Annotated in this window: 17 protein-coding genes and 1 riboswitch; of the genes, 7 read left to right on the top strand and 10 right to left on the bottom strand. The window is 37.9% G+C overall.

Going from position 1 to position 16,827, the window contains the following annotated elements; translation table 11 throughout:
* The first annotated feature begins 313 nt into the window (after window positions 1-313).
* From ABC228_RS11565 to ABC228_RS11580, 4 genes are all read left to right on the top strand, one after another.
* Window positions 314-484, top strand: a complete 171-nt coding sequence (locus tag ABC228_RS11565; RefSeq protein ID WP_345825294.1) for a hypothetical protein — start codon at window positions 314-316, stop codon at window positions 482-484.
* 44 nt (window positions 485-528) lie between these two features.
* Window positions 529-1,689, top strand: coding sequence for a pyridoxal-phosphate-dependent aminotransferase family protein (locus tag ABC228_RS11570; protein ID WP_345825295.1), 1,161 nt, complete (start codon window positions 529-531; stop codon window positions 1,687-1,689).
* A 3-nt stretch (window positions 1,690-1,692) separates the two neighbouring features.
* Window positions 1,693-3,279, top strand: a complete 1,587-nt coding sequence (gene serA / locus ABC228_RS11575; protein WP_345825296.1) for a phosphoglycerate dehydrogenase — start codon at window positions 1,693-1,695, stop codon at window positions 3,277-3,279.
* 74 nt (window positions 3,280-3,353) lie between these two features.
* A complete protein-coding gene (locus ABC228_RS11580; RefSeq protein WP_345825297.1) occupies window positions 3,354-3,950 on the top strand; it encodes a hypothetical protein in 597 nt (198 codons plus the stop codon).
* A gap of 89 nt (window positions 3,951-4,039) precedes the next feature.
* On the opposite strand, the gene ABC228_RS11585 is transcribed toward ABC228_RS11580, so the two are convergent.
* The 4 genes from ABC228_RS11585 to ABC228_RS11600 form a co-directional block, all read right to left on the bottom strand.
* Window positions 4,040-4,822 carry an HAD family hydrolase gene (locus ABC228_RS11585; RefSeq protein ID WP_345825298.1) on the bottom strand — a complete coding sequence of 261 codons (783 nt, stop codon included), beginning with the start codon at window positions 4,820-4,822 and terminating at the stop codon, window positions 4,040-4,042.
* A gap of 228 nt (window positions 4,823-5,050) precedes the next feature.
* Complete coding sequence (locus tag ABC228_RS11590) at window positions 5,051-5,647, bottom strand: short chain dehydrogenase (RefSeq protein ID WP_345825299.1); 597 nt, start codon at window positions 5,645-5,647, stop codon at window positions 5,051-5,053.
* Between the two features lie 68 nt (window positions 5,648-5,715).
* Window positions 5,716-6,747 (bottom strand): S66 family peptidase, encoded by a 1,032-nt coding sequence (locus ABC228_RS11595; RefSeq protein WP_345825300.1) that lies wholly within the window; start codon window positions 6,745-6,747, stop codon window positions 5,716-5,718.
* A 108-nt stretch (window positions 6,748-6,855) separates the two neighbouring features.
* Window positions 6,856-8,271: a DHA2 family efflux MFS transporter permease subunit gene (locus ABC228_RS11600; RefSeq protein WP_345825301.1), complete on the bottom strand. Its 1,416-nt coding sequence runs from the start codon at window positions 8,269-8,271 to the stop codon at window positions 6,856-6,858.
* A gap of 262 nt (window positions 8,272-8,533) precedes the next feature.
* On the opposite strand from ABC228_RS11600, the gene ABC228_RS11605 reads away from it, so the two are divergent.
* Window positions 8,534-9,295, top strand: coding sequence for an NRDE family protein (locus ABC228_RS11605; RefSeq protein WP_345825302.1), 762 nt, complete (start codon window positions 8,534-8,536; stop codon window positions 9,293-9,295).
* Window positions 9,296-9,344: 49 nt separating this feature from the next.
* Here the strand turns inward: ABC228_RS11605 and ABC228_RS11610 are convergent, their stop codons facing one another.
* Window positions 9,345-10,034 carry a CBS domain-containing protein gene (locus ABC228_RS11610; protein WP_345825303.1) on the bottom strand — a complete coding sequence of 230 codons (690 nt, stop codon included), beginning with the start codon at window positions 10,032-10,034 and terminating at the stop codon, window positions 9,345-9,347.
* A 26-nt stretch (window positions 10,035-10,060) separates the two neighbouring features.
* The gene (gene csaA, locus ABC228_RS11615; protein WP_345825304.1) at window positions 10,061-10,390 is read right to left on the bottom strand and encodes a chaperone CsaA; all 330 of its coding nucleotides are present in this window, start codon (window positions 10,388-10,390) and stop codon (window positions 10,061-10,063) included.
* A 208-nt stretch (window positions 10,391-10,598) separates the two neighbouring features.
* Here csaA and ABC228_RS11620 point away from each other — a divergent pair, with 208 nt between their 5' ends.
* Together ABC228_RS11620 and pdxK are read left to right on the top strand one after the other, a co-directional pair.
* A complete protein-coding gene (locus ABC228_RS11620; protein ID WP_345825305.1) occupies window positions 10,599-11,477 on the top strand; it encodes a manganese catalase in 879 nt (292 codons plus the stop codon).
* A 124-nt stretch (window positions 11,478-11,601) separates the two neighbouring features.
* Window positions 11,602-12,417, top strand: a complete 816-nt coding sequence (gene pdxK, locus ABC228_RS11625) for a pyridoxine/pyridoxal/pyridoxamine kinase (protein WP_345825306.1) — start codon at window positions 11,602-11,604, stop codon at window positions 12,415-12,417.
* A gap of 43 nt (window positions 12,418-12,460) precedes the next feature.
* Here pdxK and ABC228_RS11630 read toward each other — a convergent pair whose 3' ends face one another.
* The 4 genes from ABC228_RS11630 to ABC228_RS11645 form a co-directional block, all read right to left on the bottom strand.
* On the bottom strand, window positions 12,461-13,747 hold the full coding sequence (locus ABC228_RS11630; RefSeq protein ID WP_345825307.1) for a nucleobase:cation symporter-2 family protein: 1,287 nt from the start codon (window positions 13,745-13,747) through the stop codon (window positions 12,461-12,463).
* Between the two features lie 12 nt (window positions 13,748-13,759).
* Window positions 13,760-14,329, bottom strand: coding sequence for a xanthine phosphoribosyltransferase (locus ABC228_RS11635; protein WP_345825308.1), 570 nt, complete (start codon window positions 14,327-14,329; stop codon window positions 13,760-13,762).
* 128 nt (window positions 14,330-14,457) lie between these two features.
* A riboswitch (purine riboswitch) is annotated at window positions 14,458-14,559 on the bottom strand.
* Between the two features lie 118 nt (window positions 14,560-14,677).
* The gene (gene sigJ, locus ABC228_RS11640) at window positions 14,678-15,544 is read right to left on the bottom strand and encodes an RNA polymerase sigma factor SigJ (protein ID WP_345825309.1); all 867 of its coding nucleotides are present in this window, start codon (window positions 15,542-15,544) and stop codon (window positions 14,678-14,680) included.
* 27 nt (window positions 15,545-15,571) lie between these two features.
* Window positions 15,572-16,747, bottom strand: a complete 1,176-nt coding sequence (locus tag ABC228_RS11645) for an NAD(P)/FAD-dependent oxidoreductase (protein ID WP_345825310.1) — start codon at window positions 16,745-16,747, stop codon at window positions 15,572-15,574.
* Between the last annotated feature and the right edge of the window lie 80 nt (window positions 16,748-16,827).

A 16,827-nucleotide genomic window follows, 5' to 3' on the forward strand; every position in this document is an offset into this window, starting at 1 on the left:
CGGGTTACATATTGAAGGATAAAAAATACACAAATCTATTAAAATTTATTTGTGTAACCCGTTACATACATAATAAAGCGCTTTCTTTTTCTTGTCAAATACTTTTTTTGAAGCACTTTCTTCTGTAGTAGTTATTAATCCCTACTGAGGGATATCACCTCAGTGCAATTAGAACTATCCCTTCCATTACATATTGAATAATCTTTTTAGAGGTTCATATAGAAATATCACAAAATTCACACCATCACTTGAAACTTTTGGTAAAATAAAAGTAAACTATAGCTGTATCTTTTTAGAGAAAAGGAGCATTTCAATGTGGTTTTGGATTGTACTCATTATTGTCATATTAATCTTCCTTGAAGAAGGACTATATTATTTATCGAATCATTTAGCATTTCGCAAGCAAGCAAAGGACCAAGAAAAGAATGGCATTATCAAAAAATTTTTTCGAAGAAGCCGTCGTAACGAGCACATAGAACATTAGGAATATCCTGATGTTTTTTTGTTAACCAAAAGGAGTGTAATAACATGTTACAAGACTATCAATTACTCCGGATCCCCGGACCGACTCCCATCCCACCTAGTGTCCAACAAGTAATGCTTGCACCAATGATTGGTCATCGTGATCAGGAGACAAAAGCATTACTGAACCGTATTCAACCTAAACTTAAAAACATATTTGGGACATTGCAAGATATCGCCGTAATAGCTGGTAGTGGAACTGCAGGTCTCGAGTCTGCTGTTGTCAATACGGTTAATCCCGGAGAAGATGTACTTGTTCTAGTTACTGGTTCTTTCGGGGATCGCTTTGCAAGGATATGTAAAACCTACCAATTAACTGTACATCGGTTTGATTATGACTGGGGTACAGCGCTAGAGCCTGAGCAAATAAAAGCATACCTATCACAAAACCCTTCCATTAAAGCGATTTTTGCAACTTATTGTGAAACCTCAACAGGTGTATTAAATCCAATACGAGAGCTTGCTCAAGTTGTAAAGCAGGTTTCAGATGCACTATTCATAGTAGACGGTGTTTCTTGCGTTGGCGCAGTTGAAACAAGAATGGATGACTGGGGAATTGATGTACTAGTTACAGGCTCACAAAAAGCCCTCATGCTCCCTCCTGGACTTACCTTCGTAGCTGCAAATAAGCGAGCATGGAAAAAAATAGAAGAATCCAAGCAAGCTCGCTTTTTTCTAGATTTACGAAAATACCGTGATTCATCTCAACAGGACTCCACACCATTTACACCAGCGCTTTCCCTTTTATATGGATTAGAACAATCCCTTACTTTAATTGAATCAGAAGGATTTCCAGCCGTCTTTCAGAGGCATCAAGTAATGAAAAATATGACAAGAGCTTCCATGCGAGCACTTGGCATTCCACTTTTAACAAATGATTTAGTAGCATCCCCAACCGTAACAGCATTAAAGCCGTACGACTTTCAACCCGACCTATTAAGGAAAATCGTGAAAAAGGATTTTGGATTAGTATTAGCTGGAGGCCAAAACCAGTTAAAAGGAAAGATATTTCGAATCGGCCATATGGGTTATTGTTCGCCAGCAGACGTGATTCAGGTTATTAGCTGTATAGAAATTGGAATGTATAAGCTAGGAAAGAAAACATCACTTGGTATTGGCACGAAAGCAGCTCAGGATGTTTATTTAAATCATATAGAGGGGGATTAAAAAGTGGCCTTCAGGATATTAATTACAGAATCAATTAGTAATGAAGGGATTCAACGATTACAAGAAACTCCAAATGTAATAGTGGAACTTAGAAGTAATCTGGATTTTAAAGACTTAACAGCAATTATCCATCAGTTTGATGCATTAATCGTCAGAAGTCAGACCCAAGTAACGAGAGAGATAATTGAACCTGCGACAAACTTAAAGATCATCGGACGTGCTGGAGTCGGTGTAGACAATATAGATTTGGATGCAGCAACTGAGAATGGAATTCTGGTTGTTAATGCACCAAATGGAAATACAAATTCTGCTGCAGAGCATACAATGGCTATGCTGATGGCTTTGTCTCGAAACATACCGCAAGCCTATCATGCATTAAAACAAAATAAATGGGACCGCAAGCAATATATTGGTGTGGAATTAAAGGATAAAACACTAGGTATAATTGGTCTTGGACGAATTGGAGCAGAAGTTGCCTATCGTGCTAGAGGACAACGAATGAATGTTATTGCTTATGACCCCTTTCTAACAAAAGAAAAGGCATCCAAGATGGGTATTGAGTATGGGAGTATACAAGCAGTTTTACAAAGTGCGGATTTCATTACTGTACATACCCCACTACTTAAAGAAACAAAGCATCTGCTAAATCGCGATGCATTTGAAAGGATGAAGCCGGGGGTGCAAATCATAAACTGCGCACGTGGGGGAATTATCGATGAAGATGCATTATACGAGGCAATAATTTCTAAGAAGGTTGTTGGTGCAGCACTAGATGTCCTTGAAGAGGAACCATTTCTACAACATAAGCTACTTGAGCTACCTGAGGTTATTGCAACACCTCACCTTGGCGCTAGTACAATAGAGGCACAGGAAAATGTAGCAGTGGATGTTTGCCAAGATATTTTGCGCTATATTCATGGTGGGGTTGTACGAAATCCAGTGAATCTTCCCTCCCTTGATAAAGAGTTTTATCGCAAGATAGAACCCTACTTTCACTTAGGAGAAAAGCTTGGTGAATTTCTTATCTATTTAGCAGATGAGTCACCTGAGGAAATTACAATTTCATATGCTGGCGATATAACCAGCTACGAGCTTTCACCACTAAGTAGAAAAATCATAAAAGGAATATTAAAGCGACATCTCGGAACACATGTAAATGAAATTAATGCATTATATCTAGCCAATAGAAAGGATATTCAAATTCACGAAAGTAAAACGTCTACCAAAAAAGGCTTCTCTAACTTAATTACGGTAGAATTAAAAACTAAATCAACCAAGCGAAATGTGTCAGGTACATTATTAAATGGATTGGGAGCTAGAATCGTCAAAATTGATCATTTCAGTGTAGACGTAACCCCTAAAGGTCATATTATAGTCATCCATCATACCGATCAACCTGGTGTAATCGGTAAAATGGGGAGCCTACTCGCTAATCATGACATTAATATCGCTACGATGCAGGTTGACCGTTCAGATATTGGCGGAGATGCTATTATGATGTTAAAGGTGGATAAGCATGTAGAGGAAGTCGTATTAAATAAACTAATGATGTTAGAAGATATTCATTATGTTAGAGCAATTGACTTATAAATAATTCTATTCCCTTTGTCTTGGATTGAAATTGCGTTACCCATTAACAAGGGATAAAAATTGGAGGTATAACGATGCCAAAAGCTTGTTTAAAAAAGACAATAGGAATAATCACTTGCTTTCTATTATTCTTACTTGTGACTAACACGGTACTCGCAGCAATGGATCCAACGGAAATAGAACAAATTAATCGTGATGCTCCTTATCATATCATAGGGACGGTTACCTCAGATGAGCTTTATAGCGATGTAACAAAAGACCAAGAACATCCAATACAGCTTCGAAAAATGACGATTCATATTACCGATGTGATAAAAGCTCCAAACAACATGATAGGTAATCGTTCAGTTGACGTATTTTACCACTATATTCCGGCTTGGGATGCCAAGAATTATAATGGTGGAAAAAGGATGGACATTGCCAAAGAAGATGTGATTGAAATATGGTTAGAAGAAGGAGATAACGGGTGGGAGCCAGCAATATCAGGAGATTCAGTCCATCATATTCGCTACCAAGAAGATCGGAGTGAACATATTGAAGAACCGTTTTGGAATGCCTTCACTCGAAAACTATCAAGTTTAGATTCTATCCAAACGGATGCATTTGTCATAATCGGATTACTAATTGTGTTAATTTGGGCTTGTTATAGAGGACTGCGTAAGACAACATAAAGAAAATCTCATCCAGGTAGATGAGATAAATCGTACGGCATTTGCTCAGAAGCAAATGTCGTACATTATTTTTACACCAGCAATAGGAGTCAAAGCTCTTGAAGTACTGGAGTTAACTCATCTAATGTCCTAATTTCAAAGGTTGGCCGAATGTCTACAGCTTCTATTGCTTTTCTGTTTATCCACACATTCGTTATTCCAACACGGTTGGCACCTAGAATATCCGTATGTAAATTATCTCCCACCATTATCACTTCTTCCTTTTCCACCATTACACTTTCTAGTACATGTTGGAAAATGGAAGGGTCTGGTTTACCAATTCCATAATCACCAGAAATAAAAACAGAATCAAAGTAGTTACCAAGCTTTGGGGAAAGGGATAATTTTGTCCGTTGTAAGGAAGGCGATCCATTTGTAAGTAACACTAATTGATACTGTTCCTTCAACTGTTCTAAAACGGGAAAGACCTCTGAAAATACAAAGGCATATCGCTTTCGAAACATCGGAAAAGCCATGGATAGCTTCTTAGCTAATCCCTCATCCTCAATTCCAAATTCACGCAACCCCATTCTCCATACGTCTAGTTGGTATACTGGAGCAATCTCCCTTAACTTCTGAAAGTCTTCTCCATTATCCACAAATGTACCCCAAAGCCCTTCAAAAGGATTAATTCCAATCCTTTTTGTAAACCGGTATGTATCGTAGGAAGAATAGAGCTCACGGGCAAACTCACGCACCTTCTTCTCTAGTTGTATGGAATCAATACCATGCTGACTATTTACAATGCCACAAGTAGCACGAAATGCATTATCGATACTTTTTTTGTCATTTATTAATGTATCATCTAGATCAAATATAATTACCTTTTTCATCGAACTCCCCTTTATATTTTTGAAAGTGATTTTTCTGACTTGATACTTACTATATGTCGTGATGACAATCACTAGATGATAGGTATGTAATTTCATTCCATTTCCATTATAGAGTAGTGTACCATATTAGGAGTCTAGCAATTTGAAAGTAATTTATTCCGAATAAAAAATACTAGAAAAAAATAATACCAAAGCAATATCTAATTATTGCTTTGGCTTCCTTAATCTCTAATATACTTCATAATTTTGACCAGTTTGTGCACCTTCAACACTCTTTTTATACGAAAGCGCTACACGAACCGCAGGAACTGGTGAGAATCCCGCAAAATATTTTTCCATTTTGCTCCATGATTCTTGAACAATATTTGGACTAACACTATTAATACGGATACCTCTTGGCATTTCGATGGAGGCTGCTTTCACAAAGGATTTCACCCCTCCATTTGCCATCGCCGCAGATGCTCCCATTGGTATCGGGTCATCCATCATTACACCAGTTGTAAGCGTGAAGCTTCCACCATCATTGACATAGTCCATTCCAATTAATACTAAATTAATCTGCCCTTTTAGCTTACTTTGAATACCACGTTCATTTAGCTCAGGAGTTAGTTCAGACACAGAAGCAAAATTAGCTCCACCAGCCGCGTTTACAACCGCATCCACTTTACCAATTTGATTATACATATCTCGAATGCTTTGTTCAGAGGTCGTATCAACCGATACATCTAACCCATTCCGACCAGCACGAATTATTTCGTGATTCGCTAATACTTTACATATTTCAGAACCAATTGTCCCACTCGCGCCAACAACTAATATTCTCATTTTACAAATCCCCTTTTTGGAATATCAAAATTCTCCATCATTAATTCATATGATGGACAGTTTGTAAACTATTCCACTCCATTATCGATTAGTGAAAATGTCATTTGATTGCAGTCAATTTCCGCCATAGCTCCGTACGGAAGTATTAATTTCGGCTCGGTATGCCCAAAGTTTAAGTTATATAGTACTGGGAGCTTTTCTAAATGAAATTCTTTAAGTACTGTTTGAATCTCTATTTTATATTCCTCATAGTATTTTTCATCTAAAGGCTTAGCAAATAAGATGCCACTTACCTTTGCTAAAATATTTTGTGCACCATAGTTTCGAAGCCAATATCGAATCATGCTAGGGTTAGGCGTTTCTTCAGAAGTTTCAAAAAACAGAATACTATTTTCAAATACCTCTTCATCCGGCCAGATGCTAGTTCCTTTTGCAAATTCAAGTACTTCCATACATCCCCCGATTAGATGACCGCGTACTACGCCTTCTCCCTGAATCAACTCATATCCACGATTTGGCTTTCGTTTTCTTTTCCGATTCTTATTTTGCTCTTCCCATCGAATATGCTCACTTGTCCATTCTGCAGCAGGTTCTATTAATCCGATTTTATTATTGGAGAAAAGTGTCCGTTTCATCATTTCAATTGTATAGGAATCCATTGCTACATTTTCTGCAAAATCGGTTAGGATTGCTGGCCCATAGAAGGATGAGATACCTGCTTTTAGGCATATCAAGTGTGGAATGGTGGTATCCGAAAACCCCATAAATATTTTTGGATTGTTGTGAATCACATTATAGTCAATATATGGCAGCATTCGAATGCTGTCGTCACCACCAATGTTCGATATAATCCCTTTTATACTGGGATCACGAAATGCAGCCATGAAATCCTCCGCTCTTGCCTGTGGGTTATGGTAGATATAATCGGTACCCTTTAAACTATTTGGCATCGCCACAACCTCTAATTCAAAGACCTCTTCCAATCTTTTAACCCCTTGTTCATATCGCCACCTAAGTTCTTTGTCCCCTGCACCACCCCAAGATAAGCTAATAGTTGCTACCTTATCTCCTGGATTTAAACTTTTGGGTTTCACAAACACGGTTTCCCCTCCTCATGATTCTATCCCTTAATTTATTCAACATAATTGCTTATTTTCCTTTTTTATTAAAAATAAGAGCCAGGAAATAACTATTTCCTGGCTTCTTTCTTAATTCTGTTTCATATGGCTCGGGTTATCATATTTAATAAAGAAGGTAATGACAAGACCAGCTGCAGCAATAACGCCTGCTACTGCAAAGGCCATATTGACACCATGAATAATTCCACTCAATCCTTCTGATGGTATAGCTGTTGTTGTCATGACCGTAACCAACAATGCCGTACCGATTGCCCCGGCTACCTGGCGTAATGTGTTATTCATTGCTGTTCCATGCGGTAGCATTCTTGGTGAGAGTTGGTTTAATCCAGCGGTTGTTACTGGCATCATTACCATCGCAATCCCAAGCATACGAAATGCTTGAACAGTTGCAATATACGTAAAGGTTGTGTCTGTTGTCAGAACTGTAAGCATAAATGTTGTCGCTGTTATCAGTAACAATCCAATAAGTGAGAGCCATTTTGCTCCAAATTTATCAAATAATCGTCCAGTAATTGGATTCATTATCCCCATGATAATTGCACCAGGTAACAGGGCTAACCCTGAGACAAGTGGTGAAAATCCTAACATATCCTGCATTAACAATGGAAGGATTACTGCTCCGCCAATCATTGCCAAAAATACTGCCATACCTAAAGCAGTTGTTAATGTAAAAATTGGATTCTTAAATATTCGAAACTCCAAGATTGGTTGCTCTAGTTTTAATTGTCTTACTATAAACCAGGTTAATGTAACCGCTCCGAGTAAGATTGACAGAATTACTTGCAAACTAGTCCAGCCCGTATTTCCAGCAACACTGAACCCATATAGCAAACCTCCGAATCCAAGTGTAGAGAGAATAATCGATAAGATATCAACCTTTGGAAATGTTTGCTTCGTAACATTTTTTAGAACGTAATACGCTAAGATAAGATCAATTGCTGCAATTGGGAATACAACATAAAATAAGCTTCGCCATGGATAATGCTCAATTAAATATCCAGACAAGGTTGGGCCAATTGCCGGTGCAAATGAGATAATTAGACCAAACAACCCCATTGCAGTACCTCTTTTTTCCACTGGAAAAATTAAAAACATGATGGTTTGCATTAATGGCATCATGATACCAGCACCAGCTGCTTGAAGAACCCTTCCTATTAATAGTGTAAAAAATTCAGGTGCGAAGGCACAGACAATGGTACCTAAAGCAAATGAACCCATTGCTGAAATAAATAATCCTCTCGTTGTAAATCGTTCAATTAAAAAGGCAGTGATTGGAATCATGATGCCATTCACTAGCATAAATATTGATTGTAACCATTGAACTGTATTATCATCGATTTGCAAATCAGCTTTTATTACTGGTAGCGCTGTGGCTAAAAGCGTTTGATTTAAGATCGCTACGAATGCCCCTGATAATAGTACAATGATAAGTGGAACCTTTCGAATCTGTTCCGTTTGTTCTGGTTGCTCCTGACTCTTAACCATACTGCTTCCTTCTTTCTCTATTTACTCATACTTATTGATACCACAAGGCTAGTATTTTATGACTAGATTGTGGAATACTTATCTACTTGAAATTTGACAAGATTCCATTATAACATCCCCATTCATATTTAAAAAAGGAAACGAACTAGAGAATTGTATCCCATTTAGCAAGATGTTTACCTCATAAATCCTTTGGTATTTTATGATATTTCTTAAGCTATTCGTTTATAATGAATGTAAAAGGAGGACGTATTTAAGTTATGTGCTAATACTTTTCCAATTACAAGAACATCCACATTACAAGCTCATCCTTACTGCTAATCGAGATGAGTTCTATAATCGTCCAACGGCACAGGCACAATTCTGGCAAACTGCCCCTACAATTCTTGCTGGTAGAGACCTTGAGCAAATGGGTACCTGGTTAGGAATTACAAAAGAAGGTCGTGTTGCTGCCTTGACGAACTACCGTGATCCAAAGCAAATGAAGTTCGGTAAATTTTCTCGTGGTGCAATCGTTTCGAATTATCTAGAAAGCATGGATACAGCGGAACATTATTTAGAAGCATTACGCAAAGATAAATTAAATTATGTAGGCTTCAATGTGTTAGTTGGAAATCCTAATGAACTTGCCTATTACAACAATATCGAGGATAGTATGACTGCCATTCCACCTGGTACACATGGGCTAAGCAATCATTTCTTAAATACACCTTGGCCAAAGGTAGAAAAAGGCAAAAAGAAACTTCAGGAGTACACCTTGAATAGAGAAAAGATTATTGTAGAGGATCTTTTTCAAATTTTGTCAGACTCAGAAGAAGCCGATGAGAAGGAAATTCCAGACACAGGAATTGATAAAGAGCTTGAAAAAAGATTATCTCCCATGTTTATTGCGTTACCTGATTATGGAACTCGTTGTTCAACTGTAGTTACGATCGATAATAATAATTATGTAACCTTTTCTGAAAGAACATTTCAAGCTGGTGAACAGGCTTATGAAGTTAATATGGAATTTCAAATCGAATAAGGAAGAAGTTCAAGCTACCTACTACTGGAACTTCTTCCTTATTTTTATATTATTCAATACTCATAATATCCCATGCCGTTATGATCCCCAGTAATGTTTCACGGTCTATGCCGTTCTCTGTTATGAGTAGGGCATCAATTCGATTTCCCTTTTCAATCTCATCCTTAAATATCTCGACCGCTTCATAGACGGTGGTCGCTTTTTGGATAAACTGATGATTTGTATCCTTTTGATAAGGCAATATTTCTTCCAGGATTACCTCATGGATTTCGGCTTCCATATGTTTCGCTAACCACTGCGTGATCCCACTTTCTGTCACAAGACCTTTAAAATGGTCGTGATCATATACAGGAAACTTGGAATATCCTTTCTCATGAATGGCATCTAATAGATTGGACAGCGGATCCTTCAATTGAAACGCCTGTACCTCACGAGCAAAAAGTGGGGTAACAAGCTTAGGTTGAGTAAACTCTCTTTCGATTTTCTCAATTTCTTCAACGATTGAATCATGCGGCTCAGCAATAACCTGTAAAGTATCCATGCGATTATGTACAATCGCATTTCTTAATTCCGCATACTCTAATAAATCCTCCTTATACCTTCTTACAGTGGCGTTGTATTTCGCTAAAATACGAACAGACTTTGAAAATCCAAATCCCTTACTATTGTCTAACTCCGAGTCCAAAGCCTTATCAATCCGATTAAATGCAGTAATAAATCGTTCTGAGTTTGTTGGCATTGAAAAGCTCTCCTTCAGATCATGGTTTATGAAATTTTTGTTCCATTTTCTACCTCTTCATCAGGGCGAAGTAGTACAACATCATCCTCTGTTGGTACACCACCCAGTACTAACACCTCTGACTTAAACCCTGCAATTCTTCTCGGTGGAAAGTTCACTACTGCAACAACTTGTCTCCCAAGCAAATTTTCCGATTCATAACGCTTTGTGATTTGAGCAGAAGATTGTTTCACACCAAATTCTCCAAAATCAATCTCTAGCTTAATAGCTGGTTTTCTTGCTTCAGGAAAAGGCTCTGCCTTGATAACGGTACCTACTCGCAAGTCAAGTTTCATAAAATCATCAATTGTTGCCATCTTGAAATACCCCCTTCAACTAAAGAAACCCCCATGTACATAAGAAGCTGAACATAGAGGTTTAATAAACATGGTTGGTATCTTCTATTATTACTATTGTACTTTCTCTTATACATAAGTAAAAGTAATTTAACTCCATAAATCAGTATACTTCCTTTGCTTTAGTAAATCCTAACATTATTCATTCAGAGGAAGGGATGTTGATTAGATGTTTTACCACATAAAAGAATTACAATACAATGCCAAGCCATCGCAACCAGATCCAGTCTATGCGAAAAAGCTCCAAGAAATCTTAGGTGGTCAATTCGGTGAAATTAGTGTGATGATGCAATACTTATTTCAAGGTTTTAATTGTCGTGCAGAAGCAAAGTATCGCGATATGATACTCGATATTGGTACCGAAGAAATTGCACATGTTGAAATGATTGCCACAATGATTGCGCAGTTATTAGATGGAGCACCTGCAAATGCACAAGAAGAGGCTGCTGCTCAAAATCCTGCGGTTGCTGCTGTTTTAGGCGGAATGAATCCACAGCATGCAATTGTTTCAGGTCTTGGTGCTACCGCCACAGACAGTGTTGGCTATCCTTGGAATGCCCGTTATATGATTGCCAGCGGAAATCTTTTAGCTGATTTTCGTGCAAATCTAAACGCAGAGTCACAAGGCCGATTACAGGTTGTTCGTCTCTATGAATCCACGACAGATCCAGGTGTTCGTGATATGTTGTCCTTTTTAATTGCTCGTGATACGATGCATCAAAACCAATGGATGGCAGCAATCGAAGAGCTTGAACAAACACAAAAACCGATAGTACCAAGCACATTCCCACAGGAACTAGAGAAGCAAGAAGTATCTTACGCCTTTATGAATTTTTCAAAAGGGGAGGAAAGTGCACAGGGTAGATGGGCAAATGGTCAAAGCATCGACCAACAAGCCAATTTTGAATATATCGCAAAACCAGAAGCAATGGGACAGGTACCACAATTACAACAAGCTCCAGCATATATCCATAACAGTCCAATGCCTGGAATGAATCCCCCTGCATTAGACCAAGCAAATTATGACCAACCCGGTCCGATTATGTAAGGCATAACCCCAATTCATCTAAGAATTGGGGTTCATTTTCATCATAAGTATGTATTCTTTATTTTCCATTAGAAATACTATATCCTAGTACATGTGTATGATTTATTTAGAAGGGGGAAATACCATGACAATGAAAAAAGCTCTAACCCTTGCAGGCTCTGATACAAGTGGTGGTGCAGGTATTCAAGCTGACTTAAAAACCTTTCAAGAACATGGGGTATACGGCATGAATGCTCTTACTTCCATTGTTACAATGGAACCAAATGGCTGGAATCATAATGTGACAACAATTGATGTGAATGTCGTAGAAAAGCAGTTAGATACCATTCTATCTGTTGGTGTAGATGCAATGAAATCAGGAATGCTTGGTACAGTTGACGTGATTCAGCTTGGTGCAAGAAAAATTAAGGAGCATCAAATAGATAAGTATGTACTAGATCCGGTAATGGTTTGTAAAGGAGAAGACGAACTATTACTACCTGAAAATACCGATGCAATGCGTGAAGTTCTTCTACCTGTCTCACTAGTGACAACGCCGAATCTTTTTGAAGCTTGGCAATTAGCACAAACTTCAGGTCCAATCAAGACAATTGATGGAATGAAGGAAGCAGCTGTTAAGATTCATGAGCTTGGTGCAAAAAATGTCGTGATAAAAGGCGGAAGCGCAATCGAGCATGAAAAAGCAGTAGACTTATTCTACGATGGTAAGGATTTCACACTACTCGAAAGTGATAAAATTGATACAACCTATAATCATGGTGCAGGATGTACATTTGCTGCGGCAATAACCGCTAATCTTGCAAATGGACAATCTGTCTTAGACGCTGTTACGAATGCGAAGAAATTTGTTTCAGCTGCCATTAAGCACGGCTGGAAGCTAAATGATTATGTAGGACCAGTTATGCATGGTGCATACAATAAATATGAAGTAGGTCAGTAATCAAGCATGGAGAAGGAAAACGAATTCCTTCTCCATGTTTTAATTAGGCTTCTTTTTCTTGTAGTATTGTGACCGTATTTTTTGTTGGTAACATATTAAAGATTATATTTAATACGATTGCTGTAACGCTTCCTGCAACAATACCATTTCCCGTTAAAATTTGGATGCTATCCGGTAATTTTGCAAACAATTCTGGAACGACTGTTACCCCTAGTCCCATCCCAACGGAGCATGCTACAATCATCGAGTTGCCTGTTGAACTTGCTATATCCTTGCTTAGCATTTTTATACCTTGTGAGATGACCATTCCAAACATGGCAATCATTGCTCCTCCCAGAACAGAAGTCGGAATAATCGTTGTAAAAGCAGCAATTTTAGGAATAAATCCTAAGGCAACTAACATCCCGCCAGCTACAAAAATCACCTTTTTCGTTTTGATCCCAGTCATTTGTAATAGTCCAACATTTTGAGAAAAAGTAGTGTATTGAAAGGCGTTAAAAACTCCACCAATAAAGATGGCTATCCCTTCTGCTCGGTATCCTTTCGATAGATCCTTTTCCGATAATTCTTTTTCTGTCATATCACCTAAGGCAAAATAGACGCCAGTTGATTCAACTAGTGACACAATCGCTACTAGAGTCATGGTAAGAATAGCTGACCATTCAAACGTTGGCATTCCAAAATAAAAAGGCTCTGGCAAGTGAACATAAGATGCCTCTAATACAGCACTAAAATCTACTCTTCCCAATACAGCTGCTGCTGCAGTCCCAACAATTAATCCAATTAAAATAGAAATAGATCGGATAAAGCCTTTCGTAAAGCGATACAATAAAATAATAAAAATTAATGTTCCAAAGCCTAAAGAAATATTGGCTATCGAACCAAAATCACTTTCTCCCTGTCCACCACCAAGATTATTAATTGCCACAGGAATAAGTGTCACACCAATAATAGTTACTACTGTTCCCGTGACAATTGGCGGAAAGAATCGTACAAGCTTACCAAAGAAACCACTAATTAGGATAACAATTAATCCAGATACGATTATGGCACCATAAATCGCCGATACCCCATATTGTCCACCAATAGCAATCATTGGTGCTACTGCTGTAAATGTACAGCCCAGTACCACTGGTAAACCAATACCAAAAAACCGATTGGATACAACTTGTAATAACGTAGCAACTCCACACATTAAAATATCAATAGCAACTAAGTATGTTAACTCTTCAGAGGTTAGTCCTAAGGATTCTCCTACTATTAAAGGAACCAATATAGCTCCGGCATACATTGCTAATACATGCTGAATTCCAAGTGTTGCTGTCTTCATTCTCATTTCCCCCTAACGAAAGGTTACGTTTCTATTTTGTAATGAATCTATAATTGCTAGGGATTCTACACGAACCCCATTTGTTCGCAATACTTCTCCACCATCTTGAAAACCTTTTTCGATGACAATACCAACGCCAGCTAGTGATGCTCCAGCTTGCTCTACGATATTCATGATTCCTAGGACGGCTTGACCATTTGCGAGAAAATCATCAATAATAAGTACTTTATCCTTTTTTATTAAATACTCATTCGATACGGAAATTTCATTCGTTTCATTTTTCGTGTACGAATAAACGTTAGCCGATAGTAATTGATCTACTAACGTCAGTGATTTGCGTTTTCTAGCAAACACTACCGGGACTCCTAATTGTAAGCCTGTCATCATAGCTGGTGCAATTCCGGAAGATTCTAATGTTACGATTTTAGTAACCCCAGTCCCCTTAAAAAGCTCTGCAAAGGTGTTACCTATCTCTTGCATTAATACCGGGTCGATTTGATGATTTAAAAAAGCATCAACCTTTAATACCGTATTGGATAGAACTGTACCCTCTTCCTTTATTTTTTGTTTTAATCGTTCCATAGCTAACTTCCTTTCCTAACAAAAAAGCCCGAAAACATACTTCCTCCACTATGAAGAAGCAATGTTTTCGAGCTATGTTAATTCGAAAATAAACAACGAAAAGATTACACGATTAAAGCCGTGTAATATGTCGTTCTGCCGCTTTTCATAGTCGGTTCATTTACGGTAAACCGGTAGAGACTTGCGAGCCATATCCTCGCGATTATATGAAAATAGTATTTAATTGTTTTCAAGTATATCACGCAAGTTGACAAAATCAACCCAAAACATGAATAAAAAAAGATTCAGATTATTTCATAGCAAGGAAAGAGGAAAGTCTATCATTCTAACGCGTTAGTACCCTTATTATCATCTAATGGATTGAAGTTTATCTGGGTTACGTACGAAAAATATATTTTCGATTACGTTACCTCTAAACTCTACTATCGCTGCGACAAGGATTTCCTTCGCGGTTGAAATCACAATCGCATCTTGTTTATTTAAAGTCATAAATTCTACTGCGACATCCTCGCCAAACTGCGGTAATTTTCGCATTAGACCAACCAGGAAACGAATAACATTCATTGGGCTATGAATAGGGTAAATAGCCGCAGGAACCTTCCCTCCCCCATCAGAAAATACGGTAACGTCTTCGGAAAGAAGTGGCAGTAATTGCTCAATATCCCCAGCCTCAAGTGCATGAATAAACGCTTGGAACCACTCAGAATTAGCTGGTACATCTAATGTCTTATCTTCTTTCTGTATTTGGAGCTTTTCATATGCCCGACTATAAATCTTGCGACAATTTACTTCACTCTTTTCAACGATGGATGCAATCGTTTTATAATCAAATCGAAGCGCTTCTTTTAATACAAAGATAGAACGTTCGACTAGTGTCAATTTCTCCATTAAAACAAGGATTGCATAGGAGAGTAAATCATTCTTGATTATAATATCCATCACGTCTTCATTAGAAGTACAAATTGGCTCTGGGAGCCATGGTCCAACATATTGCTCCCTTTTATTCTTAGCTGACTTTAGATGGTCTAGACAACGATTCGTGACCATCTTACATAAATATGATTTTGGTTCTTCTAATCTATCAACCTCTACACTGTGTAGTTTAACAAAGACGTCCTGTACGGCATCCTCAGCATCCACCGTTGTACCCATCAATTGATATGCTAATGTAAATAGTAAAGGTCTGTATTCCTGATACATTACCTTTATCTCCATACAATACCCTCCCCGATTTCCTTTTCACTATTTTAACAAACTTGCCATATCCCAAGTTAGCTTTCTAATATACAGACCAAGCTTTCCTGACAGAATCACATTCATTTTCAAAAATCTTATCCAGACCAGCCCCTTTTTCTCTCCAATTCCAAAACAATAAGTAGCAATTGTCTTCTTATGAACTGGGGCTTTTCGCTTATAGAAGTCTGCTAAAATAACCTTACTCAATCTTTTACCTTGCATGGTCGCTTCTTTACATGTCATCGTATCTTCTGCTCCATTTCTCGGGTCAACTATTCGAGTACAATCCCCAATACTATATATTCCAGCTTTCCCGATTACTCTATATGATTCATCCACTTTAATTCTACCATTCTCTGTTATTGGAAGGCTCCAGGAAGCAAGCACTGGATTAGGAATTAGTCCGATTGTCCACACACATAACCCAGAAGAGATTTTTTCACCTGTTGTTAACAGCACTTCTCCATCTTTTTCCTGAACAGCTTTTGTATTATGCAACACATTTACCCCCATGCTAGTTAGTAAATCCTCTAGCTTTGCACTCATCCTCTTGTTTCCTTCAATAAATAGTCTTTCCTTGGAATTAATTAAATGAACACGTATATTGTTAGGTTGAAGACCAATATCTTGTGCATATTGCTTCATTTGTTCTGCTAATGATGCCGATGTTTCCACACCACTTATACCAGCTCCTACAACAGTAATAGTCATTAATCTTTTACGTTCCACAGAATCCGATAGCTGAAGTGCCCTACGTAAATCACTTTGCCATCTGTTACGAATTTCCATAGCTGCCTCTGAATTAGAAAGGGATATTCCTCCTTGCTCTGGTGAAGCTTGCTGAATAACACTTCCGACCGCTACAACAGCAAACTCATAAGGAAGAATCCCAGTCTCTTGTCGATTGTTTCGATAGAAAATTGTTTTCGTTTGATGATTTATATCGGTTACTGCCCCTTCAATAATTTCTACACTTTCTGGAAATAGCTTCTCCCAAGGAACTGTGATATCAACCTCATTAACTGCTGGCTTAAACATAAGAACTTTCCTTACATGAGAAGGTCTTGGGTCAATTAAAACGAGACGAAATTGTTCCTGCTTCGATACTTTCTTTTGAATAGACTTTATGGCATGTATTCCTGCATAACCGCCACCAATTATCGCTATTGTTTTTTTATTCATCGCATACATCTCCATTCCATTTTATAAATAGAACGAGATAGGCTTGGTTTTTGTGACAAAAAAAGACGCTAAATATGTTA

The sequence above is a fragment of the Ornithinibacillus xuwenensis genome (assembly GCF_039614845.1).
Classification (GTDB): domain Bacteria; phylum Bacillota; class Bacilli; order Bacillales; family Amphibacillaceae; genus Ornithinibacillus; species Ornithinibacillus xuwenensis.